The organism is Pedobacter sp., assembly GCF_037719805.1.
Lineage (GTDB): Bacteria > Bacteroidota > Bacteroidia > Sphingobacteriales > Sphingobacteriaceae > Pedobacter.
Genome location: NZ_JBBJLZ010000002.1, coordinates 262,142 through 285,561, shown reverse-complemented (window position 1 = coordinate 285,561; position 23,420 = coordinate 262,142). Strand labels below are relative to the sequence as shown.

Sequence of the window (23,420 nt, the reverse complement as noted above, 5' to 3'; positions counted from 1 at the left end):
TTAACGTTTAATATTTAAGATTTAAAAACTTCTTTGTAATTATTTTAAATCTAACTGATCATGTTCTCGGGGTTAGGCATAAAGTTCAGGAAAGAATGGAACTTTTCTTTATACTTGATATGGTCAAGCTGAAAGTAAAACGCTCCTCTTTTAGATGCAGACTTATCTTTTTCATCTAGTTTAATAAGTAATCCAGTTGAACTTAGTTTCCTGATGAAGTTTCGATTGTCAATTTGTGTATTGTAAACCTGCTCATATAAGCTCTGTAACTGAGGAATAGTAAATTTTTCAGGAAGCAGTTCAAATAAAATGGGGTGAAGCGCCGCTTTATACCTAAGCTTACGTTTTGCATCTTCCACCATTTGGTCATGGTCAAAAATGAGTTCTGGTGCTTCGCTCAATAAGAACCACTCGGCGTGGTACCTGTCGCTGATCTGAGTTTCGTATTTATGAATATCAATCAAGGAAAAATAGGCAACTGACACGGTTCGCTCCATAGGAGCTCTGTCTGGATGACCATAAGTTTTAAACTGTTCAAGATAGACGTCTTCAAGACCTGTAAGCTCCAGCAAGATTCGCGCTGCTGCACCATCGACATCTTCTGTCGCGGTCACAAATCCCCCCATTAAACTCCAATGATCGGTAACAGGCTCAAAACTTCTTTTAATCAGCAGAATCTTTAAGTCATTGCCATCAAATCCAAAAATGATACAATCGACGGCGAGCAATACGTGTGACTGCTGAGAATATTTAGTCATTTATCTTAACTGAAAATAATTGTAATTGCCAAATATAGCTTTGTTTAAATCAATAAGAAAGAAGCAATAGTCTAATGAAGTTATCCATGAAACTACTTACTGATGCGTACACCTTTTAAGGTCGGTACTACTGGTATAATGTTCCCGTTTTCGTCAAAAGTGAGTCTATCAATGCAAACTTCTCTGTTGAACCCTGCAGCGTCACCCATTTTAATTCCATTTGGACGGGTGAAACGGTGATAAACAATATAGAATTCATCTTTTCCAGGGACATGAACAACGGAATTATGACCAGTTGCATATATGCCTAACTGCTCGTTTTTTGATAGCACTCTATTGTTATCGGGAACGTTAATTTTTCCTGTAGGCGAATCTGATGTGCCATAGCGAACGCCGTAATTTGCATCGCGAGTATCATTTTCTGACCATAAAAAGTAATACTTTCCTTTGCGATAAAATACCTCTGTCCCTTCTCTATACGTATGATCTGGAGTGATTATTTTAATTGCGGCGGTATCTACGGACATCATGTCTTCATTTAGGGGGGCTACAGCCATATATCCGTTTCCCCAGTAAAGGTAACTTTTGCCAGTTTTAGGATCGGCGAATACATCAGGGTCTATCTCCTGTCCATCTTTAACGTTTTTAGGGCGTCCGGATATCAGTGGCTTGCCGTTATCTTTAAATGGCCCGGAGGGATTTTCTGCAACTGCGACTCCGATCTTTTGAGCAGCAGTGAAATAGTAGTAATAAAGGTATTTTCCATCACGCTCCTTTTCTATGATTGTTGGTGCCCAAGCATTCCGTTTTCCCCATTTAACGTCTCTTGGGAGATCAAGGATCACCCCGTCATCCTTCCAATCTGCCAGATCCGATGAAGAGAATGACTTGAAGTAAGTTCCAGACCAGCCATTAAAGCCATCGGAGGTGGGATAAATGTGGTATTTTCCGGTCTTCTTGGAGTACATGATCTCTGGATCCGCATAATATCCGTCTAATACCGGATTTAAATCAACTGAACCATTAATCTCATATGTTTTTGCCGAATTTCCTGGAACGTTAACTTTAATTTTCACCGGTACTTTACTTAAGTTGTATGGTGGTTTAGGATTAATCTGAGTTCCTGGAAACATAACGAATTTTGGATCCAAAGCACTAAGCTCAGCAATGCTTTTCACAGGTAGATATACGAGGGATTTACTGGTATCGACCACTATATTGTTGAGCTTAACTTTAGGGCTTTGAACTGAATTAATGAACTGATCAGGGTTATACCATTTTTTTTGTAAGCGCGCAGCTTCTTCACTGGTCAAAGGTAAAACCGTACCGTGGCGCGGATGAAAGTTCATTTTGATAGAATTGTCTACCACTTTGAAGTTCTTCAGATCTTTACTTTGAGTGAACTGGTATTTTCCTTTGGTGTATAAGTCATACATCATGATGTATCCACATCCATTATTTAGTTTGAAAACGCCGGAGCCCTCCACAGGATCGGTGGTTTGCTGCACGCTGCCAGGCTGTAAGACGTATCCTTCTTTCAATTGATCCGAGATAGCAACCCTAATACCAAGGTCTTTGCCCTCTGTTTTAAAGAAAAGGTGGTATTTTCCATTATTGTAAATAATGTCTCCGTCAATACAAGAATGGCCGTTTGGATGAACAAACAGCTGCTTAGGTTCGCTTTCTAAGTCGCTGAAGTCTTTGTTTGCATAAGCCCAGTATATGATATCCGGGCCACTTCCGTGTTGCATTGACCAATAAATCATATACTTTCCTACTATAGGATCATAGATGGTTTGAGGTGCCCAAACGCGATTCAGAGTTTCATGCCCCGTAAACCTTTTTTGAATATTGACCACACTGGAGGTCCATGTTAGCAGATCTTTAGATTTCAAAAGCACCATAGCGCGGTTAGAATTCCATCCTTTGGAGGAGGTCATGTCCGTGACGACCATATAGAAAGTTTTACCATCGGCACCTCGTAAAATGTGAGGATCTCTAACGCCGCCAGTTGAACTGATAGCTTCGGAACTTATAACAGGCTGGTTATTATTTAATGCTCTATATACAAATCCATCGTTGCTAAGCGCAAAACGAATAGATTCCTCTGCCTTTTCGTTCCCGGTGAAGTATACAAAAAGGTACGAACTGAACTTCTGTGATTGTGCACGGAGCGTAATACACTGAAGTGATATTAGAAAAGTTAGTACTGTTAGTTTAATTTTATACATACTCATTTCAAAGTCTGTTGTTTTATTGGGTTGAGATTTGTCTGGAAACTTATGCCGTGATTATTAAAGTTTTGGTTTTTTTAAAACGTTGATAGTGCTGGCCTTTATTAATTCATAAAGTTCTTCTGATGACGTGCGAATATAATAAAATATTAAGCGTCACATAAACGTTTAATATTTATTATTACTGCTTAAGCCCGACAAGCAAGAGCCCATGTCCATGCCCACATTCACCTTCCTTAAGGTATTTGTTAAAAAGTTCGAGGATGATCTGATTGCTTTCAGTTGCAATGTCTGGAGTTTTAAACCACCAGTGTTTACGAATTTCCGTTTTGTAAGGTTAGGAGATAGTACACCCTGCTCACCTTTATCTACTCTGTAGACCTCAGGATGTTGACGATAGTCGATATTCGGTTTCCAGTGATCACTTTCGGTGATGAATCCGAGTAAAAGGGTTTGCGAAGTGTATCTATACATAAGCTTAACATTCCGTTCGTTGATAAGTACTTTATTGAATTATCTAGGTCGGAAACTATATCTTATTAGGAAGTGTTGGGTGATTATGCAATTATCTTCCACTAGCATTCTTTCTGGTTTGTGGAAGAAATCGGTTCATGAGATGTAAAACCAAGAACTAACGATGACAGTGGCCTCTTTTGATCTATACAACTTCATTGATGACGGGATTATTCCCAATAGTAAATACCCAGTCATTGTTTACCATCATGTATCGGATAGGGAAGGTGATGCTGCTGCTAACTTTTTACAACACAGGTTTGCAGAGAACGGGTGGAGCAATGCCTTTCGATGGCGGGTGTATAATTATCATCATTACCATACCAACACTCACGAAGTGTTAGGCGTTTATGCTGGTAATGCCATGTTGCAGCTAGGCGGGCCAATGGGTGAGAAGCTGCACGTTCGCGTTGGTGATGTAATTGTTTTACCTGCTGGTACTGGACATATTGCGCTCAGCAATAGTGATGACTTTGCTGTTGTGGGTGCTTATCCTGATGGGATGAAACCCGATCTGATTAAACTAGAGGATGAGCGGCCGGAAAATGTGCTGCATAAAGTCGATTCGTTGCCTATGCCTCAGCATGACCCTTTGTATGGTGATGCAGCCGGTGCAATGTTCAGTTCCTGGAATAAGCGAGAGAACCGCTAACAGCAATTTATGAATTCTGCTAGTGCGATTAATTAGTCATTTGTAGCATAAAACATTGAAAAACGTGTTGCTGACTACCCGTTTGAGAAAAGACAGTCTGAAATTTTATCGATATTCGGTGGTAGAAAACGACAGCAAGATTTTTCTATTATAAAGATCTACTCACTAGCTGGAAGTTAATTTTTTTCAACTATATTTTCTTTAGCCATTTTTTCAAAATCTGCTCAATCTCCGATATCCGAAAAGGTTTAGCCACATAATCATCTATACCAACGGCGAGGCACTTTTCCATATCTTCCTTCATTGCGTCTGCAGTAAGGGCAACAATTATAACATCCCGATTTGGCTCCGGCAAATTGCGGATCGCTACTGTAGCATCCAACCCATCCATGACTGGCATATGGATGTCCATGAAGATAAGTTGCGGATTCTGTTTTGCAGCAATTTCGAGCGCCTGTGCACCTGTAGTTGCTTTCAAAACCTGAAATCCCATTCTGATCAGCACTTCACAGATCAATATCATGTTCATTGCATTGTCTTCGGCCACTAATATGCATTTAGCATCCTTAAAATATTCGATTGCGTCACCTCCATATGTTTGTTTATTTGCCATAGTGTTGTCAAAAATATCCATTAAAATAGTAGTCAGACCATGGAGTTTTACGGGTTTTGACAAGAATTTATGAATACCTATACCTTCGGCCTCTTGTCGGTACAGATCCATTTCTAAAGATGAAAGCATAAGGATAAAAGGACTGGCACATCGCTCATCCAACTCTTTTATCTTTTTTACCAGTGCTATCCCATCCATTTCTGGCATTTGATGATCGGTAACAATAAGGTCGAACATTTTACCCTCTGTTATCGAGTCTTTGATCATGACAAGCGCTTCTCGGCCGCTGAGACATGTTTTACATGGAATGTTTAAGAACTCAAATATGCCTTTCATCAGGCAGCAGTTCGTCGGATTATCATCTACCACCAGCACGTTCTTCAACAAAGGCTTGGGAAGGGGGTTGGTGTCTAAATCTTCCTTTACTACCTCAAGGGTGAGATGGCAAATGAAGGTGCTACCTTTCCCCAGGTCGCTCTCTACATCCAGCGTTCCACCCATTAATTCAATCAAGTTTTTACAGATGGTGAGTCCAAGGCCAGTGCCGCCATAGGTACGCGTTGTAGAACCGTCAGCTTGCGTAAAGCTTTCGAAGATCTTTTGTAGCTTAGATGCGGCGATACCGATTCCTGAGTCCTTAACCGCGATTATAAAATCAAGATATTTTACATTACCTCTTTCATATACTCCATTTTCAGCGTGTAAGCTTACAAGAATCTCTCCTTTTGGTGTAAATTTAAGTGCGTTGCCCAACAAGTTTGTCAGAACTTGTTTAATTCGACTCGGGTCACCCATAAGCTGTAGTGGCAACCGTGGATCTATACTGCAGACAAGCTCAATGTTTTTTTCATGAGCCTTAATGGACATGACATCTACGGTTTCTTCTATAATAGCCCGCGGGCTAAAGGAAAGGTGGTCAATGATAAATTTGCCAGCCTCCATTTTTGAAAAGTCAAGAATGTCATTGATGATATCCAGTAATATATAAGATGATTTCCCAACAAGTTCCAAATACTCTCTTTGTGCAGGCAAAAGCTTGGTAGTTAACACCAGATCGGTAAATCCGATGATGCCGTTCATAGGCGTTCTGAGTTCATGACTCATGTTAGACATAAAATCGCTTTTGGCTTTATTTGCAGCTTCAGCAGCGTCTTTAGCGATAAGCAGATCTCGATACTGCCTTATACTTTTCTTAAACATTGGTGTAATCACAAGCAAACCAAGGGTAACAAGCGAGACGACCAATACAGCAAGTATGAACATATTCAACCTAAAGATTTGTTCATCTACCAGTTCTTGGTTAGATCTTGCAATTTTGCTTACTAAATTCATTTTATCTAAGAATTTAGATTCACTGTCATTTAAGACCCTCGAAAAAGAACGACTAGAGGATAAAGCATTTAAATCTGAGCTTAAGGCTTTTTCTGCAGTGCGTACAATATGGTCATAAGCGGGAGTTACCGCTTTTATAAGCTTAATTAGCTGTACTTTTTCCTTATCACTTCCAAGGCTTGCATTTACTACGTGCTGGCAAACAAAACGGTGCTGCATTTGAAATTCCCGTAGGTTTTCCCGAAGCTCGATACGGGAAAAGGAAGTGTCGTTTAAGACAAGTAAAACATTTTTCAAAATTTGTTGACTAAGAATCTGCTGCCTTTCTGATACTTTTTCTATTTCTTCCCGAGCATCGTCCTGATTTGTTTTAAGACTGATGTAATAAAATCCAAAACAAGTAAATATTAGGACGACAAAAACCAGCGATACAGTTATCTTAATTAGTTTTTTGAACTTGTCCATAGCAATTAAGTGAAATCAGCTTTTTATTATGCAATTTGAATTTCTATAGCTGTTTTTCTAATTCCACTTTCAGGAATTAGCGCAGCTACAACAGAGATTATCAACCATTAGTTGTTTTTTCTTGATGACGAATGCAATTTAGGTGCCTTGGTTTTATACTGGTTAGTTTGTCTAACTAAAGACTAGATTTAAAAAGGTATGATTATATATTGGCATTACGAAAAGTTTAGCAATATACTAAGCAAGCAAATTATGAAGAAAGTTGAACTTAGACCGTAGTCTATTTCTAAAGTAATGACTATTACTATTTTGGAGAAGGCATTAGTTCTAATTTATGATTGTAATGCTGATGTATTCAAGCATTTGAATAGCTAAGCGATTTATGACAAAAGTATGCTAGGTTCAAAAATCTATTTAGGCTTACTTGCGTTGATAAAACAAAAAAGAGGCTGTATCATAAATCATGATCAGCCTCTTTTTTTTACGTGGAGCCGAAGGGGTTCGAACCCTTGTTCAGATTTCAGCACTAACTTTTTTTTCACTCTGCATTTGATTTAATCTGTTGATTTTCTTATATTTAAGTAATAAAACAGAGCGAAAATGTCAGCAAATAAACCTGTTTTCAGGCCCTACCACCAAAACCAGTTAATGGCCCTTCCTCCCAGTTTTGATGAGTTGATACCAGCCGGCCATACTGTAAGGGTTGTCAATGATGTAATCAACGCAATAAACATTGAACCGCTACTGAAAGCTTACCATGTGCGTGGAGGTTCTAACTATCATCCACTTTTGCTCCTAAAAGTATTGGTATACGGTTATGTGACGAACATCTATTCAAGTCGAAAGCTTGCTGAGGCTTGTAAGGAAAGAATACCCTTTATGTGGCTGAGTGCAATGAGCAAGCCAGACCACAACACTATAAACCGCTTTCGGGGTGTACGTCTTAAACATGCACTGCGTAACGTATTTGAAGAGGTTGTAAAACTTTTAGCCGAAGAGGGCTTGTTGAGCATAGATCAGGTTTATACCGATGGGACTAAGATCGAAGCTAATGCTAACAAATACACTTTCGTCTGGAAGAAGTCAATCCAGACTAACAAGGAAAAGATGAAAACTCAGCTGGAAGAGATCTGGAACTATGCCCAGAATATTGCAGCAGATGAAGACCTGATGCCAGAGCCGCCTACAGCAACTAATATTAATAAAGAAAGCGTTAAGGCGACGGTTGAGAAGCTTAACAAAGTGCTGGCAGATAATGATAAGGTGGATAAGAAAGTAAAAGCCAAACTCCGCTACATCAACAAGAACTTTCCTGTGAACATTGAGAAATACGAGCAGCAGGAGGCTATTCTGAAGACAAGAAACAGCTATAGTAAAACCGATACCGATGCCACCTTCATGAGGATGAAGGAGGACCACATGTTGAACGGGCAGCTGAAGCCCGGGTACAACGTTCAAATCTCCAGCTCGAACCAATTCATCGTTAATTATACAATCCACCACAACCCAACCGATACGACCACCTTAAAAGCTCATTTAGAACAACACCAAAATAGTTTTGGCAGAGCACCCGAGGTAATCACCGCAGATGCGGGGTATGGATCAGAAGAAATTACAGTTTGCTGGAAGCAAAACAGATAACAGGGTATGTGAAATACAACAGCTTTGATAAAGGGCAGGATGATAACTATAACAACAAGTTCCCTTTTGCGGCAGAGAAATTGTTTTATAACAATCAGCAAGATGTCTATATCTGCCCGATAGGCCAGCAAATGCATTATATAGGTGATGCAATCAATAAAACCAGTACAGGCTTTATACAAACCTATAGAAGATACCACGCTGAAAACTGCACAAACTGCCCGCTAAACGGGGCATGTCATAAGGCAAAAGGCAACCGGGTTATTGACGTAAATGTAAACTTGAGAAAGCAAAAACGGCGCGCCCACGAGTTGTTAAATACTGAAGAAGGAATAAAGCATCGGAAAAAGCGGTGCTTCGATGTAGAACCAGTCTTCGCAAATATCAAGCAAAACCATGGGTTCCGAAGATTCATGCTACGTGGTAAGGCAAAAGTAGAAATAGAATGGGGGTTATTGGCAATCGCACAGAACTTAAGGAAAAAAGTAGCTTAAAAGATCTTAACAGCCTTTTTATTGAATTTAATAGCCCTAAAAATCATTTTTAGACTTAGGAAAGAAACATAAGTCTCGGACAAAATAAATAATCAGAAGAACAGAGTATAAAAAAAGAGGCTGATCATTTCTTCAATGATACAGCCTCTTTTCATGCATTTTGATATTGCTTTCCGCGGAGAGTGGGGGATTCGAACCCGCGGACCCTTTGACAAGTCAACAGTTTTCAAGACTGCCGCAATCGACCACTCTGCCAACTCTCCGCTGCAAAAGTACAAATTGAACTCTATTATGCAAACAGTGATGAGAATATTTTCGCTTGAAATCGATAAATGCTTAAAACAGAGACAGAAAAAGTTATTTCCTGGTTAGCCTATCTTCCACAGAAGCCGGTTTTTTAAACAAATTGAAGTTCGGCTTGATGATTTTAACGCTCCTTTTTGAAAGGTCAACGCTCGCATTCAGCTCAAAGCCGACAAGAAGGATCAAAGAATTCAAGTAAAGCCAGATCATTATTACGATCAAAGTTCCGATTGATCCATAGATCTTGTTATAGGAACTAAAGTTGTTAATGTAAAAGGAGAATCCCCAGATTGTGAGAAAAGCCAGAATAGTCGCCAGCCAAGACCCAGCACTAAAAAAGCGCCACTTCTTCGCATGAGCAGGGCCATAACGATATAGTATTGAAATGGTCACAAAATAAAGGGTTCCCAGGAGTGCCCATCTGCTTAGTTGGATTGCAAAGGTTGCAAGGCCGTCCCGAATATTAAGGTTTGAGTTCAGATAGTTTAAAGCGAACTCCCCAATTGTCATTGCTATGATGCAGACAATCACAGATAAGGCAATGATTATAGTCAGTACAATGGCGATCAGTCTCTGCTTGAACCAGGTACGCGTTTCAATGATTAAGGAGGACTTATTAAAGGCCATCATTAGATTGTGCACGCCGTTTGTTGAGAAGAATAGCGCCAAAATAAATCCAAAGGATAGCAAGCCTCCGTTCTGCTTCAGAACGATCTCTTCTAGCGTCGTTTTGAAGGCCCCGTATGCATCTTGTGGTAAGATTAGGATGATCAGCTCCATCAGTTTATCCTGGAAGTTTAAACCACCCCATTTGGGAATGAAAGGGATTAGTGTAAATAGGAAGATAATGCCGGGGAATATAGCCAGCATAAAGTTGTAAGCAAGCGATGATGCCTTGTTGACTAATGAGTCTTTACCTATCTCTTTAAAAAAGAAAGTAGCTACCGTATAAAGGGGTAGGGGACTAAAGCCGGGAAGGATGCATACCTTTGTCCAGTCAATAAACAACGCATATATTCTAACTTTTAAGAGTTGTTTATGTACCCAATCCATATTAACTTATTTAAAACACTGTTGAATCCTACCCATGAAGTCCGGCGGGGGCAAACAAGGCTTGTTTTTAGCCATGTCTACGAATACTAATGTTGTTGCGCCGATGTTGATCAGCTCTTCAGCTTCATTAAAAAGCTCATACTTGAAGTGAATTCTGATGCCTGGTAATTGATCGACAGTTGTCTTTACAGTAATCTCCTGATCGTACAGGGCTGGTTTAATAAACTTGCTGCTCAAATCGAGCACAGGCAACATAATGCCGCTCGCTTCCATTGCAGCATAATCCATTCCCAGACTTCGCAGCATCTCCACACGACCAACTTCATAGTACTGAGCATAGTTGCAGTAGTACATGTAGCCCATTTGATCGGTCTCTCCATATCGAACCCTTATTTTCGTAGTGTGTGAGTACATGTTATCTGAAAATGTTTCTTTTATTCAATGCATTTCTATATTTCTTTGCATTGCGCTCATGCTCTTGCACCGTAACCGCAAAATTGTGGTATCCGGAGAAGTCCTCCTTCGCACACATGTAGATGTAGTTGTTGTCGTTCTTGTTCAGAACTGCATCAATGGCATTAATGCTCGGCATCATGATTGGTCCTGGAGGCAGACCAGCAAATTTATAGGTATTGTATTTTGATTGCACATTCAATAAGGCATTGGTAACCCTCTTCACTGTGAAATCGCCATTCGCATAAATAACCGTAGGATCCGCCTGAAGCAGAATACCTTTGTTAAGCCGGTTAAGATAAAGGCCAGCAATGATTGGCATCTCTTTGTCATACAGGGCTTCTGCATCTACAACAGAAGCTAAGATCGAGACCTCAATAGGAGTGAGGTTTAAAGACGCAGCTTTCGCTTTACGATCTGCAGTCCAGAATTTATCATATTCTGCATGCATCCTGTTGAAGAACTCTGACGCCGGGGTATTCCAATACATTTCGTAAGTGTTCGGAATGAACATCACATAACTGTTGTCGGCATTGAAGCCATACTTTTCAAGCAATGCTGTCGAATCCAGCACACTTAAAAATGTCAGTGAGTCGGGTTCAAGGTTGCGCGATAAATAGCCGGCAAAGTTTTCCTTCATCCTAATGTTCTGGAACTTCAGTTTTACAGGCTCCTGATTACCTGCTTTTAACATGTTAATTAAGGCCCTGTTGTTCATGCCTTTCTCAATTCTATACCGTCCGGGTTTTAATGATTTACCTAATCCCATCTTTTCAGCAGCCTTGCTAAAAGTTTCCACGTTATCTAACGTTCCTTTGTCACTAAGTTCCTTAAAAAGATCTTCTTTCGAAGATCCTGTCCGCACATACACATACTTGCTTTTGCCAGTGGTATTTGGTGCGAAGTATACATTGTAGAAACTTATTCCATAATATCCACCAACAACCAGGATTGCCAATAATAAAGCGATAACTATCTTTCCTTTTGAAGTTCCGCTTTGTTTTTGCTCTTCTGACATAAAATACGCTGTTATTTTTTATTAGATAAGGTAATATTTACTGGGGTAAATTTCTTGATTTTAGTAATCGAATCAGTCAAAAAGGGATCTTGTTTAACGATCATGGCTGATGCGGTATCTGTGATATCGCCTTCGTAGATGATCATTCCTAAGTTCAAAGATGAACCTCTTAAAGAGAATATTGCTTCGTCTTTTGTTAAGCCGATCAGCATCGGGATATCCACTTCTTCATCGCCTTTTCCATCGCCCAATACGAAGTCGATTCTTGATCCCTTCGGAATGGTCTGACCTACACTTAATGGTTGACCACCAAAGCTCACTTCGAGCACCACATCTCTACTTACATCAGCTTTGTAGGTGGTATCACCTAGTTTTAAACCATAGCTGTCGATGATGGCTCTTGCCTGACTAAAGGGTTTGAATTCAACATCAGGGAATTTCACGTCTGGAGCGGTGTTCATACTTACCGTCAGGTATATTGTTCTGTTGTCTTTGACGAAGGTATTTGCGTTTGGATCCTGATCAATCACGGTGCCCGGAGGGGTATCCATGATGTAAACAGAATCAACCTCATAACGTAGTCCCAAATCCTCCAGTTTGCTCACTGCCTGAGTAAATGATAGTCCTTTTAATGCAGGAACGTTCAGGCCTTGTCCATGTTTGGTATAATATCTCAAACTAAAAAAGGCGACAAAAATGATTACAGCAACGGTAATGACTGCTGCGGTCAAATTTGATCGGAAAGATTTAGTTTTAAGATAGGAAATGAATTTAGCCATGCTGTTTTTCTATTCAAATAGGTACAAACACCAAATTTAGGCTAAAAAATATTTTTAATAGAATTAAAATAACATCTCCACAACTAATTTATCTTTGTAGATATGAGAAAAACGATCGCATTGCTAACCGGCGGTACTACCGGAGAGTGGGTAATTTCTGTGAAAAGTGCTGCTACTATTGCACACAATCTGGATGCAGATAAGTTCGATGTTTATAAGATCATGCTAACGCATCAGGGCTGGTTTTACGAGCCGGCAGACTCTGTAAAGATTGCAATTGACCGCAATGATTTTTCTTTGATGCTAAATGGCAAAAAGATCAAATTCGATGGGGTTTTTATCGCTATCCACGGATCTCCTGGAGAGGACGGCAAGCTACAAGGCTATTTTGATATGCTTGGCCTGCCTTATACTACCTGTGATGCAATAACTTCAGCTATAACCATGAACAAAGGTTATACCAAAGCGATTGTAGCTGATATCTATCAACTGAATGTTGCAAAGTCCGTTCAAATCTTTAAAGACGCTGGTTACGACGTCGAGCAGATCAAACGGGATTTACAATTACCGTACTTCGTGAAACCCAACAACGGTGGTAGTAGTATTGGTATGAGTAAGGTAACCCATGCCGATGACCTTAAGCAAGCTATTGAGAAAGCTTTTGCTGAAGATACTCAGATTTTAATCGAAGAGTTCATTTCTGGAAGAGAATTTACCGTCGGAGTTGTGAAATTAGATGGTAAGATAACTGTGTTACCTGCGACTGAAGTAGAGACTGCAAAGGAGTTCTTTGATTTTGAAGCCAAGTATACTCCGGGTGTAGCTACAGAGACTACCCCTGCTAAAATAAGACCTGAAACCAGAGATCGTGTAGCTAAGATTGCTGAGGCAGTCTATTTGAAACTCAACTGCAGGGGAGTAGTTAGAATGGACTTCATACTTTCAGGAGATGAGGAAGGTTTCTATTTCATAGAGATTAATACCATACCGGGACAGACGGCAACAAGCTTTATCCCTCAGCAGGTAGCTGCTATGGGTATGAAACTCAATGATTTTTATACTAAGCTGATTAGGGAAACTATTGGTTAGCCTTTTAGCTTGTCTTTGTAACCTCTTAGCATCTTTTTAACCTGTTATCAATTTGTATGTGGACCGCTATTGACTGGGCATTGAGTAGGGGTTGATTCGGCCAGGGATAAACCAACCCCTACTGAACCCCTACTCAACCCCTACTGAACCCCTACTGAACCTACAGCGAAAACATTTTAATAATGAATATTAAATATTTATTAGACAGGCAGTTCAAAGTTTCTCTGTATAAGAAAGGCGAAACGATCTACCATCCGGACTCACAGCCAAGAGCTGTATACTTTATTAAAAGTGGTAAAGTGAAAATGGTGACGGTTAATAGTGAGGGACAAGAGTTCATACAAGGAATTTTTACAAATAATGAGTATTTTGGCGAGCCTGCGCTGCTACTTAATAAGCCATATCTGGCGTATACGATTGCGATTCAAGACTCGGAGATCATTTCTGTGAGCAAGACTGAGTTCTTTGATTTTCTGGAATCAGACAGGGCTTTTAGCTTGCGTTTAATTTTAACTTTGAGCGATCGGTTATTCTACAAGTCAATGATGCTGGAAGAACTGGCCAATGAGCATGCCGATCACCGGGTCAAAACGTTACTTATCTTTTTATTAAAAGAGGTGGCTCCGGGTCAGGAATTAAAGGTCACCAGGCAACAGTTGGCCGATATGGCGGGGTTAAGAGTTGAAACAGTTATTCGTCTTATCAAACAACCTCGCAATCAAAACGGCTTTAAACTTATCAAAGGCAAAATTGTTAAGGATTTAATATGATCCAGATCATAAAATTAGTTCGACGGACTTGCTACCTTTGCTTATCCGTATAATAGATCGAAAACAACAAGCACATGAAGCCAGTATCTAAGATTCAAGCCGTAATACAGTGTAAATGTCCGAGATGCCGTAAAGGCGCTATCTTTTCTGGTCCGATGTTTTCATTTAAAGGACAGGTAACTAATGAATATTGTCCTTCCTGCCGACTTCGTTTCGAACGTGAGCCAGGCTTTTTTTATGTCTCTATGTTTATCAGCTATGCGATGAATGTCGCCGAGATGATTGCGATCTGTGTTGGAGCCTATATTCTTGGCATGGAACTAACGTTTGAGAACCTGTGGGGCTACATTGGGGTCATTGTAGTTTGTGTGTTGCTTTTTGCGCCTTTTAACTACAGGTATTCGAGAGTGATGTTGTTGCACTGGCTTACTCCCGGACTTGGTTATGTACCAGAAACAAATGAAACTATTTCTAAACATTTATAGTCTTCCACTTTCCTTTCTTAAAGAGTAGGAAACCGGCAAGCGCAATCCCTAGTTCCGCAACGGGTATTGCAATGAAAACTCCCTTCGGACCCAGCTCAAGGTACTTTGCGAGAAAATAGGCTAGGGGTATTTGAAACAACCAAAATCCAAAGAAGTTGACCTTTGTTGGTGTCCAGGTGTCGCCGGCCCCATTGAAAGTGCTGATCAATACCATGCCGATTCCATAGAAAATATATCCTGCACTCATGATGTTTAAGGCCGTTCGGGCAACAGCTCTGATTGCTGAGTCGTTTGTAAAAAAGGCTATAAAATAGTCTCCAAAGGCGAAGGTAAGCGCCATAACGATAATCATGTAGATGACGACGTACTTTGCTGTTTTCATTACGGATTGCTCTGCTCTATCTACCTTTTTAGCGCCAAGGTTTTGTCCCACTAAAGTAGCAGCAGCATTACTCATTCCCCACGCAGGTAGCATGAAGAACATCATTAGCCTCAAGGCGGTCTGATAACCTGCGGACCCATGATCACCGCCGGTCGTCGCTACAAGTTGAGCCAGAAATATCCAGCTACAAGACGCAATTACAAACTGGAAGATCGCTGGTGTCGCGATTTTTAATAATGCTTTTATTTGTTCGAAATGAGGTTTGAAATAAGCCAATTTGGGCTTGAGTGAACCTTTTCCACTGAATAAATGGTACAGCTGATAGCAAACACCTAATCCTCTGCCAATTGTTGTCGCAATGGCGGCGCCAGTTAATCCGCATGCTGGAATCGGCCCCAAACCATTAATTAAAACGGGACACAGGATGATGTTAAACAGGTTGGCGATGATAAGACTTTTCATCGCGATTGCTGCATTCCCGGCACCTCTGAAAATACCGTTGATCAGGAATAGCAAAACGATAATAGTGCTGCTTCCCATCATAATTCGGGTAAACGTTACGCCTTCGGCTGCAGTCTGCGGAGAGGCACCCATTAGAGTTAAAATGTCAGCTGCGTAGATAAATGCAAAAACACTTAAGACAAGATTTATTGCAATGGCAACCACAATAGATTGCATACCCGCTTTAGATGCAGCAACTGGATCCTTTTCTCCAATCCTACGGGCAACAACGGCAGTTGCTGCCATGCTCATTCCTACGGCAAGAGAATAAATAATGGTAAGTACAGATTCCGTTAATCCCACGGTTTGTATCGCAATACTGCTGTTGTGTAAATGGCCGACAAAATAAAGATCTACCAGCGCAAAAATAGATTCCATTGCCATTTCCAGCATCATCGGAATCGCAAGCAGGATCACGGAAAGACGAATACTACCTTCTGTGAAGTCAAGCTCTTTGCCGCTTAGCGACTGTTTAATTACCGATAGTATTTTTGCTAATTCCAATCTATTAGATACTGTATGCTTTTATCATTTCTTCATTCACTTTACAGCCTTTACCTGTGGTGGTATCAATCATAACATAGTCGAACCAACCATCTGAAGCGATTTTACCAGTGCGCTTATTTTCAATCTCGAATTGTACCCTGCAGCCTTTCTCATTTATGGTGAGGATGCCTGTTCTGACTTTTATGAAATCGCCCAAAATAAGAGGCCGTTTAAAGTCAACTAGCGCTGTCCTTACCACCCAGCCAAACCCGCTACTTAAAAAGGACTCCATTGGCATTTTATAGAAGTCGGCCATTTGATCATACCTGGCAGCTAAAACGTAGTCAAAATATTTGCTGTTGTGTACATGATTAAACATGTCGATATCATCCGGACGAACTCTGAGTTCACTTTCAAAAATACTATACTGTGTTTTCTCCATTGGTCTTGGTAATTTAACAAAAATATACAAAATTGAATCAAACAGTCTATTGCTTATTTTTAAAACTTAGCCTATCTTTGCACCTAATTAATTAATCCATAAACACTTTAGTATCATTCAAGAATGTATTTAAGTACAGAAAAAAAAGCCGAGATTTTTAAACAACACGGCGAAGTAGAAACTAACACGGGTTCTGCAGAAGGTCAGGTAGCGTTATTTACGTATCGTATTGCGCATTTGACAGAGCATTTAAAGAAAAATCGTAAAGATTTCTCTACTCAGTTATCACTACAAAAATTAGTAGGTAAACGTCGTGGTATCCTGGCATATCTATTTAAGAAAGATATCAATCGCTACCGTGCTATCATCAAAGGCTTAGGCTTAAGAGATATCATTAAGCCTCTAGGAACTAGAGACGGTAAGTAAGCGTAACAATATCATTAAAAGCCATTCTTTGAGGATGGCTTTTTTACTTTGAAAAGTAAAATACAATATATAAATCCGGTGTGTCGAAAGAGGAAAACACACCACAACTAATTTTAAATGAATGTTATAAAAAAATCGTTCGACCTTGGTGATGGAAGAATAGTTGAAATCGAAACAGGTAAATTAGCTAAACAAGCTGATGGATCTGTAGTGGTAAAGATGGGTGATACTATGTTATTGGCAACTGTAGTTTCTACAGTAGGCGCAAAATCTGGTGTTGACTTTTTACCGTTATCTGTAGATTATCAAGAGAAATATGCTGCCGCTGGCCGTATTCCTGGAGGTTTCCTACGTCGTGAAGCAAGATTATCAGATTATGAGGTTCTAATCTCACGTCTGGTTGACCGTGCATTGCGCCCAATGTTCCCTGAAGATTATCATTCGGATACACAGGTAATGATCTCGTTGATCTCTTCTGATAAAAATATTACACCTGATTGTTTAGCCGGTTTAGCTGCATCTGCTGCTATTGCAGTTTCTGATATCCCTTTCAACGGGCCGATATCTGAAGTTCGCGTTGCCAGAATTGATGGTAAGTTTGTAATCAACCCTTACTTAAGTGATTTGGAACGCGCCGATATGGAGTTCCTTGTTGCCGGTACTGAAAATGATATCATCATGGTTGAAGGTGAATGTGATGAGATTTCTGAAGCCGAAATGGTTGAAGCAATCGAATTTGCACACAAAGCCATTGTTGTTCAGGTTCAAATACAAAAAGAATTGGCTGAGGCTGTAGGTAAGACTGTTAAACGTACGTACTCTCATGAGGATAGCAATCCTGAATTGAAAGAGCAGGTTTATGCAGCTACTTACGATAAAGTTTACGCCATCGCAAAAAGCAATACAGCAAAATCGGAACGTGGACATGCTTTTGGTGCTGTTCTTATGGACTTCATTGCCGGTCTTGGAGAAGGCATTGACGACGTAACCGGTTTCTTATCGAAAAAATACTTCCACGATGTACAATATGATGCGATCCGTAACCTTGTTTTAGATGAAGGAATTCGTTTAGACGGTCGTGACGTTCGTACGGTACGCCCGATCTGGAGTGAAGTAGGTTATTTGCCTTCTGCTCACGGTTCAGCTGTATTTACACGTGGTGAAACTCAAGCTCTGACTACTGTTACTTTAGGTTCTAAAGATGATGAGCAGATGATTGACGGTGCTTTCGTTAATGGATACAACAAATTCTTATTGCATTATAATTTCCCTGGTTTCTCAACTGGTGAAGTACGTCCAAATCGTGGTGCTGGTCGCCGTGAGATTGGTCATGGTAACTTAGCAATGCGTTCGTTGAAGAAAGTATTGCCAGGATTAGAAGAAAACCCTTATACAATTCGTATCGTTTCTGATATTTTAGAATCAAACGGTTCATCATCAATGGCAACTGTTTGTGCTGGTACACTAGCATTAATGGATGCAGGTATCAAAATCACAGCTCCAGTTTCTGGAATTGCTATGGGATTGATCACTGATGAGAAAACTGGTAAGTATGCTATCCTTTCAGACATTCTGGGTGATGAAGATCATTTGGGTGATATGGACTTCAAGGTAGCTGGTACTGAAAAAGGTATTGTTGCTTGTCAGATGGATTTAAAGATCAATGGTTTGAAGTGGGAAGTACTGACTGCTGCATTAAACCAAGCTAAGGAAGCTCGTTTGCACATCTTAGAAGAGATGAAGAAAACCATTTCTGCACCTCGTGAAGATTACAAAGACCACGCTCCACGTATCGTTTCTTTAACTATTGACAAAGAATTCATTGGTGCAGTAATCGGCCCAGGCGGTAAAATCATCCAGGAAATGCAACGTGAAACCGGTGCTTCTATCTCTATTGAAGAGGTTGGAAACAAAGGTATCGTTGAAATATTTGCTGATAATAAAGCTGCTATTGATGCTGCAGTTACACGTATCAATGCTATTGCTGCTAAACCAGACATAGGTGCGACTTACGATGGTAAAGTGAAATCTATTATGCCATTTGGTGCATTTGTAGAGATCATGCCAGGTAAAGATGGCCTTTTGCACATCTCTGAGATTGCATGGGAGCGTTTAGAAACCATGGATGGCGTTCTTAAAGAAGGCGACAAAATCCAGGTTAAACTTTTAGATATCGACAAACAAGGAAAAATGAAACTTTCAAGAAAAGCTTTATTGCCTCGTCCACCGAGAGCTGAAGCTGGAACTGAAAATAAAACAGTTTAGTAGATTAGTTTAATCACATAAATTATGAAAACCTCTGCACTCCGCAGAGGTTTTTTCGTTAAACAGCATTATTAATTATATTTACTGTATGAAACACTTAATCGCCCCATCTATTCTTTCTGCTGACTTCGGTAACTTGCAGCGGGATATTGAAATGATCAATACTAGTGCGGCAGATTGGGTCCATGTAGATGTTATGGATGGCGTATTCGTTCCAAACATCTCCTTCGGGTTTCCCGTGATGAAAGCTGTTGCTGAACATGCAAAGAAGCCTCTCGACGTACATTTAATGATTGTTCATCCAGAACAATATATTGAGCGCTTTGCTGAAGCTGGTGCGGCTGTTATTACCGTTCATTACGAAGCGTGTATCCATTTGCATCGGACTATCGAAGCTATCCATGATGCTGGATGTAAGGCGTCAGTGGCATTAAATCCGCATACTTCTGTGTCGTTGCTGAAAGATATTTTGACTGACTTGGACATGGTGTTGATCATGTCGGTAAATCCAGGTTTCGGCGGGCAAAAATTTATCCCTAATACGTTGAATAAGATTCGGGAATTGAGAAGTATGGCGTCCACTGTTAATCCCGATCTGCTTATCGAAGTTGATGGTGGAATTGGAATGCATAATATTCAGGAACTAGTTTCTGCAGGTGCTAACGTATTTGTTGCCGGGAACGCTGTATTTGCGGCTTCTTCTCCCACAGACATGATTTCTTTATTAAAGAACAGCGATACTGAAGCCTTCAAATCAATTTAGTTGATGCTTCGCCTCTGGTTGTTATTGCTTTTTCTAATTACCGGAGTCAGAATGGTAACTGCCCAACCTTTGGTCAAGGTTACAGGTGTAGTGAGAGACAGTGAAAGGGTATTAATGTCTAAGGTTACCGTTAGTGTTCTGGGTCAGAGCCAGTACACGACTACAGATAAAAATGGCACCTACGACATATATTCTTCTACAACTTCATTTACTTTAAAATTCACCTTACTAGGTTATAACCCGCTGCTCGTGGAGATTAAGCAGGATAAGGCCGGAAGAATAAATAAGGATGTGGTTTTAGTTAGTAACATCAACGAACTGGAGCAAGTAACGATTACAAACAAGCAAAATCAGTTGAGCAATAGTATACTCCTTAACGTTAAGGAAGTTTCAGGTATGCCTTCAGCCTCTGGAAACTTTGAAATCATTCTGAAAACATTGCCAGGGGTGTCCACAAACAATGAACTGAGTTCTCAGTACAGCGTGCGGGGGGGTAACTTTGATGAAAATATTTTGTATGTAAATGATGTGGAGATCAGCAGGCCGGTTTTAATCCGGAATGGTCAGCAGGAAGGCTTGAGTTTTATCAACAGCGATCTTTTGAGCTCGGCAAAGTTTTCTGCAGGAGGCTTTGAATCCAGGTATGGTGATAAGCTTTCTTCGGTACTGGATGTCAAGTATGAGCGGCCGGACAGCAATGAACACGTGTTAAATTTAGGTCTGCTTGGTGCATCTATTAGTTCAAAACTGGTAGGTCGCAATAGCTTTCTGCTGGCAGGGCTGAGATACAAAAATAACAACAGCATTTTAAATAACCAGGATGATAAGGGCAGCTATGTTCCGAGTTTTAAGGATTTTCAATTGGTTTATAGCCAGTTTTTGTCAGCGAATTTTAGTCTGAGTTTCTTAGGGAGTTATAACAGCGGGGTCTTTAAGTTGTTGCCGGAGAGTAGGGAGACCCAATTTGGTACGCTGGATACCCGCCTTCGTTTAGCAACCGAGTACAGCGGTAAAGAGCTGGATGAATATACTACTGTTGGTGGAGCAATTACAGCTACCTGGTTTCCCAGGTCGAATTTAGTCATAAAATGGATAAATAGTTATTTCCGGATCCTGGAGGATGAGCGCATAGATATTGAGGGGCAATACCTTTTTGAAGAAACTAACAACGGCAACTTCGGCGTGATCCGTACGAACAGGGGTATTGGAAGTTACACCAATTATGCCCGGAATAGTTTGGTTTCCCAGACGTTTAGCACGGGGTTAAAAGCGGATAAAACGTATGAAAATCATACATTTTCATTAGGAGCCCGGTTTGAACATAAAAACTATATTGATAACCTGAATGAGTATAGCTTAATAGACTCAGCGGGATATATTATTGAGGGACCTAAGAGCTTTTATCAGAATAATCCCATCGATGTTAAGAACAGAATTTCTATTCAAAACATGACCGCGTATATTCAGGATAGTTATGAGGTGAGTTCTAATACTGTGCTGCAACTCGGTCTAAGAGCCAGCTTTAATAGCTTAGGTAACCAGCAGCTGTTGCTTAGCCCACGTCTGTTACTGGCGTACAGGCCAGCTACCAATAATAAAATCTGGAGGTTTACTGCAGGGGTTTATCAGCAGCCGCCCGACTACAGAAGTATCAGGGCTTTTGATGGCGTGCTTAATACAAGCCAAAAAGCACAGCGGTCTTATAATACGTCTACGGGCTTAGACTATGCTTTTGATGGCTTAGGTACCAGGCTCAAGTTTACATCGGAATTGTATGTGAAATATCAGGACCGATTGATCCCGTATATGCTGGACAATGTCCGGATAAAGTACCTTGCCAATGAGGTTGCTAAAGGGTACACTTACGGCGCCGATTTTAGTGTAGGGGGTGAATTCGTTAAGGACTTGATATCCTATTTCAGGGTTTCATTCATGAAGGCTAATCAGGATATTGTTGGCGACGAGACTGGGTATCTGAAGCGGCCTACTGATCAACGCGTTAACTTCTCCGTTTACTTTCAAGACAGGCTGTTAAATAGTCCTACTTACAAGGTGCATTTGAATATGTTATACGGTTCAAGACTTCCCGTTGGAGCTCCGCTATTGCAAAGGTATTCTGATAGCTTCAGCATACCTGCTTACAAGCGGGTTGATATCGGCTTTTCGAAAGACTTTCTGGATGATGCGATACAGAGGAGAATGCCCTTGCTTGACAGGTATTTTAGTTCGCTTGCCGCTCACGTGGAAGTATTTAATTTGCTGAACATAAATAACACCGTTTCATATCTATGGTTAAAGGATGTAAACAACGTACAATATGCGATTCCGAACTACTTAACTGGTCGGCAATTGAACCTTAAACTGATGATAAAGTTCAAGAATTCGAAATGATAAATAATTTAAAACTGTTACATTTACCATAATAAACAAATATAAAATGAGACATAATTTTGGCGCAGGCCCCTGTATTTTACCTCAGGAAGTATTTAAGCAAGCAGCACAAGCAGTTTTAGATTTTAAGGATGGCTTATCCATTTTAGAAATATCACACCGTACTCCAGAGTTTGAAAATGTGGTTGAAGAAACAACAAGGCTTATCAAAGAGTTGATGAATGTGCCTGAAGGTTATTCAGTACTACTTTTACAGGGTGGCGCAAGTTTGCAATTTGCAATGGTACCCATGAATTTGTTACCTGAAGGTGGAACCGCAAGTTATTTGGAAACCGGTGTTTGGGCTAATAAAGCGATTAAAGAAGTTTCCACTTTTGGCAAAGCAAACATCGTAGCTTCTTCCAAAGAGTCTAACTTTACTTTTGTACCAAAGGACTATACCATTCCTGAAGACAGTGCTTATTTCCATTGTACCTCTAACAATACGATCTATGGCACAGAGATCTTTGATTTTCCTGCTACGTCCATTCCAGTTGTTTGCGATATGTCATCAGACATCATGAGTCGTGTAATTGACGTTTCAAAATTCGATCTTATTTATGCGGGTGCTCAAAAGAACATTGGCCCGGCAGGTTTAACGGTTGTTATTGTTAAAGACGAAATCTTAGGTAAGTCTGGTAGAAAAATCCCTTCAATGCTTGATTATCAAGTTCAAATTGATGGAGGATCTATGTACAATACCCCTCCTGTATTTTCAATTTATACGGCAATGTTGAACCTCAGGTGGTTAAGATCGAAAGGTGGCGTTGCTGAAATTGAGAAAGAAAACAAAGCTAAGGCGCATGCCCTATATACTGAAATTGACCGGAATCCGCTTTTTAAAGGTACTTGTGCTGTAGAAGATCGTTCAAGAATGAATGTTTGTTTTGTGATGCAAAATCCTGAATTGGAAAAACCATTCTTGAAATTTGTGGAAGAGAATGATATCGAAGGCTTAAAGGGCCATAGAAGTGTAGGAGGGTTTAGGGCATCTATCTACAATGCTCTTCCTATCACTAGTGTCCATACATTAATAGATTTAATGCAGATTTTTGCAGAAAAACATCAATAAG

The 23,420-nt window shown here is 40.3% G+C and carries 19 protein-coding genes, 1 tRNA gene and 1 pseudogene; 10 read left to right on the top strand and 11 right to left on the bottom strand.

Going from position 1 to position 23,420, the window contains the following annotated elements; translation table 11 throughout:
• Positions 1 to 50: 50 nt before the first annotated feature.
• The 3 genes from WKF66_RS06435 to WKF66_RS06425 all read right to left on the bottom strand — a co-directional run bounded on the left by WKF66_RS06435 (position 51) and on the right by WKF66_RS06425 (position 3,466).
• Positions 51 to 758 (bottom strand): NUDIX hydrolase, encoded by a 708-nt coding sequence (locus WKF66_RS06435; protein WP_489673600.1) that lies wholly within the window; start codon positions 756 to 758, stop codon positions 51 to 53.
• Between the two features lie 92 nt (positions 759 to 850).
• Positions 851 to 2,995: a glycoside hydrolase family 43 protein gene (locus WKF66_RS06430; protein WP_489673599.1), complete on the bottom strand. Its 2,145-nt coding sequence runs from the start codon at positions 2,993 to 2,995 to the stop codon at positions 851 to 853.
• Between the two features lie 165 nt (positions 2,996 to 3,160).
• The gene (locus tag WKF66_RS06425) at positions 3,161 to 3,466 is read right to left on the bottom strand and encodes a DUF4385 family protein (protein ID WP_489673598.1); all 306 of its coding nucleotides are present in this window, start codon (positions 3,464 to 3,466) and stop codon (positions 3,161 to 3,163) included.
• A gap of 163 nt (positions 3,467 to 3,629) precedes the next feature.
• Between WKF66_RS06425 and WKF66_RS06420 the strand changes: the two genes are divergently transcribed.
• Entirely contained in the window at positions 3,630 to 4,157 is a 528-nt protein-coding gene (locus WKF66_RS06420) for a cupin domain-containing protein (protein WP_489673597.1), read from the top strand.
• A gap of 190 nt (positions 4,158 to 4,347) precedes the next feature.
• Here WKF66_RS06420 and WKF66_RS06415 read toward each other — a convergent pair whose 3' ends face one another.
• Positions 4,348 to 6,567 carry a response regulator gene (locus tag WKF66_RS06415; RefSeq protein WP_489673596.1) on the bottom strand — a complete coding sequence of 740 codons (2,220 nt, stop codon included), beginning with the start codon at positions 6,565 to 6,567 and terminating at the stop codon, positions 4,348 to 4,350.
• A gap of 600 nt (positions 6,568 to 7,167) precedes the next feature.
• Between WKF66_RS06415 and WKF66_RS06410 the strand changes: the two are divergent.
• A pseudogene (locus WKF66_RS06410) lies at positions 7,168 to 8,702 on the top strand (IS1182 family transposase).
• Between the two features lie 176 nt (positions 8,703 to 8,878).
• Here the strand turns inward: WKF66_RS06410 and WKF66_RS06405 are convergent.
• From WKF66_RS06405 to WKF66_RS06385, 5 genes are all read right to left on the bottom strand, one after another.
• Positions 8,879 to 8,965: transfer RNA gene (locus WKF66_RS06405), tRNA-Ser, on the bottom strand.
• Between the two features lie 94 nt (positions 8,966 to 9,059).
• A complete protein-coding gene (locus WKF66_RS06400; protein WP_489673595.1) occupies positions 9,060 to 10,058 on the bottom strand; it encodes a YihY/virulence factor BrkB family protein in 999 nt (332 codons plus the stop codon).
• A 6-nt stretch (positions 10,059 to 10,064) separates the two neighbouring features.
• Complete coding sequence (locus WKF66_RS06395; protein ID WP_489673594.1) at positions 10,065 to 10,472, bottom strand: acyl-CoA thioesterase; 408 nt, start codon at positions 10,470 to 10,472, stop codon at positions 10,065 to 10,067.
• Between the two features lies 1 nt (position 10,473).
• Positions 10,474 to 11,529, bottom strand: a complete 1,056-nt coding sequence (gene mltG / locus WKF66_RS06390; RefSeq protein WP_489673593.1) for an endolytic transglycosylase MltG — start codon at positions 11,527 to 11,529, stop codon at positions 10,474 to 10,476.
• A gap of 11 nt (positions 11,530 to 11,540) precedes the next feature.
• Positions 11,541 to 12,308, bottom strand: a complete 768-nt coding sequence (locus tag WKF66_RS06385) for a PASTA domain-containing protein (RefSeq protein WP_489673592.1) — start codon at positions 12,306 to 12,308, stop codon at positions 11,541 to 11,543.
• 102 nt (positions 12,309 to 12,410) lie between these two features.
• Between WKF66_RS06385 and WKF66_RS06380 the strand changes: the two genes are divergently transcribed.
• The 3 genes from WKF66_RS06380 (at position 12,411) to WKF66_RS06370 (ending at position 14,652) form a co-directional block, all read left to right on the top strand.
• On the top strand, positions 12,411 to 13,397 hold the full coding sequence (locus WKF66_RS06380; RefSeq protein ID WP_489673591.1) for a D-alanine--D-alanine ligase: 987 nt from the start codon (positions 12,411 to 12,413) through the stop codon (positions 13,395 to 13,397).
• 182 nt (positions 13,398 to 13,579) lie between these two features.
• On the top strand, positions 13,580 to 14,167 hold the full coding sequence (locus tag WKF66_RS06375) for a Crp/Fnr family transcriptional regulator (RefSeq protein ID WP_489673590.1): 588 nt from the start codon (positions 13,580 to 13,582) through the stop codon (positions 14,165 to 14,167).
• Positions 14,168 to 14,241: 74 nt separating this feature from the next.
• Positions 14,242 to 14,652: a DUF983 domain-containing protein gene (locus tag WKF66_RS06370; protein WP_489673589.1), complete on the top strand. Its 411-nt coding sequence runs from the start codon at positions 14,242 to 14,244 to the stop codon at positions 14,650 to 14,652.
• Here the strand turns inward: WKF66_RS06370 and WKF66_RS06365 are convergent.
• Positions 14,639 to 16,039 (bottom strand): MATE family efflux transporter, encoded by a 1,401-nt coding sequence (locus WKF66_RS06365; RefSeq protein WP_489673588.1) that lies wholly within the window; start codon positions 16,037 to 16,039, stop codon positions 14,639 to 14,641. The two genes, WKF66_RS06370 and WKF66_RS06365, sit on opposite strands and share 14 nt — an antisense overlap.
• Positions 16,040 to 16,043: 4 nt before the next feature.
• Positions 16,044 to 16,463 carry an acyl-CoA thioesterase gene (locus tag WKF66_RS06360; RefSeq protein ID WP_489673587.1) on the bottom strand — a complete coding sequence of 140 codons (420 nt, stop codon included), beginning with the start codon at positions 16,461 to 16,463 and terminating at the stop codon, positions 16,044 to 16,046.
• A gap of 123 nt (positions 16,464 to 16,586) precedes the next feature.
• On the opposite strand from WKF66_RS06360, the gene rpsO reads away from it, so the two are divergent.
• The 5 genes from rpsO to serC all read left to right on the top strand — a co-directional run bounded on the left by rpsO (position 16,587) and on the right by serC (position 23,419).
• Complete coding sequence (gene rpsO, locus WKF66_RS06355) at positions 16,587 to 16,889, top strand: 30S ribosomal protein S15 (protein ID WP_489673586.1); 303 nt, start codon at positions 16,587 to 16,589, stop codon at positions 16,887 to 16,889.
• 117 nt (positions 16,890 to 17,006) lie between these two features.
• Complete coding sequence (gene pnp / locus WKF66_RS06350; RefSeq protein WP_489673585.1) at positions 17,007 to 19,154, top strand: polyribonucleotide nucleotidyltransferase; 2,148 nt, start codon at positions 17,007 to 17,009, stop codon at positions 19,152 to 19,154.
• 88 nt (positions 19,155 to 19,242) lie between these two features.
• Entirely contained in the window at positions 19,243 to 19,917 is a 675-nt protein-coding gene (rpe, locus tag WKF66_RS06345; protein ID WP_489673584.1) for a ribulose-phosphate 3-epimerase, read from the top strand.
• A 3-nt stretch (positions 19,918 to 19,920) separates the two neighbouring features.
• Positions 19,921 to 22,308, top strand: coding sequence for a TonB-dependent receptor (locus WKF66_RS06340; RefSeq protein ID WP_489673583.1), 2,388 nt, complete (start codon positions 19,921 to 19,923; stop codon positions 22,306 to 22,308).
• A gap of 46 nt (positions 22,309 to 22,354) precedes the next feature.
• A complete protein-coding gene (serC, locus tag WKF66_RS06335) occupies positions 22,355 to 23,419 on the top strand; it encodes a 3-phosphoserine/phosphohydroxythreonine transaminase (RefSeq protein ID WP_489673582.1) in 1,065 nt (354 codons plus the stop codon).
• Position 23,420: the final 1 nt, after the last annotated feature.

Coding starts and splice junctions, on each gene's coding strand:
- WKF66_RS06360 (WP_489673587.1), bottom strand. CDS start 16,463: ATGGAGAAAACACAGTATAGTATTTTTGAAAGTGAACTCAGAGTTCGT.
- WKF66_RS06395 (WP_489673594.1), bottom strand. CDS start 10,472: ATGTACTCACACACTACGAAAATAAGGGTTCGATATGGAGAGACCGAT.
- pnp (WP_489673585.1), top strand. CDS start 17,007: ATGAATGTTATAAAAAAATCGTTCGACCTTGGTGATGGAAGAATAGTT.
- WKF66_RS06425 (WP_489673598.1), bottom strand. CDS start 3,466: ATGTATAGATACACTTCGCAAACCCTTTTACTCGGATTCATCACCGAA.
- WKF66_RS06380 (WP_489673591.1), top strand. CDS start 12,411: ATGAGAAAAACGATCGCATTGCTAACCGGCGGTACTACCGGAGAGTGG.
- serC (WP_489673582.1), top strand. CDS start 22,355: ATGAGACATAATTTTGGCGCAGGCCCCTGTATTTTACCTCAGGAAGTA.
- WKF66_RS06340 (WP_489673583.1), top strand. CDS start 19,921: ATGCTTCGCCTCTGGTTGTTATTGCTTTTTCTAATTACCGGAGTCAGA.
- WKF66_RS06435 (WP_489673600.1), bottom strand. CDS start 758: ATGACTAAATATTCTCAGCAGTCACACGTATTGCTCGCCGTCGATTGT.
- rpsO (WP_489673586.1), top strand. CDS start 16,587: ATGTATTTAAGTACAGAAAAAAAAGCCGAGATTTTTAAACAACACGGC.
- WKF66_RS06375 (WP_489673590.1), top strand. CDS start 13,580: ATGAATATTAAATATTTATTAGACAGGCAGTTCAAAGTTTCTCTGTAT.
- WKF66_RS06420 (WP_489673597.1), top strand. CDS start 3,630: ATGACAGTGGCCTCTTTTGATCTATACAACTTCATTGATGACGGGATT.
- WKF66_RS06385 (WP_489673592.1), bottom strand. CDS start 12,308: ATGGCTAAATTCATTTCCTATCTTAAAACTAAATCTTTCCGATCAAAT.
- mltG (WP_489673593.1), bottom strand. CDS start 11,529: ATGTCAGAAGAGCAAAAACAAAGCGGAACTTCAAAAGGAAAGATAGTT.
- WKF66_RS06430 (WP_489673599.1), bottom strand. CDS start 2,995: ATGAGTATGTATAAAATTAAACTAACAGTACTAACTTTTCTAATATCA.
- WKF66_RS06415 (WP_489673596.1), bottom strand. CDS start 6,567: ATGGACAAGTTCAAAAAACTAATTAAGATAACTGTATCGCTGGTTTTT.
- rpe (WP_489673584.1), top strand. CDS start 19,243: ATGAAACACTTAATCGCCCCATCTATTCTTTCTGCTGACTTCGGTAAC.
- WKF66_RS06400 (WP_489673595.1), bottom strand. CDS start 10,058: ATGGATTGGGTACATAAACAACTCTTAAAAGTTAGAATATATGCGTTG.
- WKF66_RS06370 (WP_489673589.1), top strand. CDS start 14,242: ATGAAGCCAGTATCTAAGATTCAAGCCGTAATACAGTGTAAATGTCCG.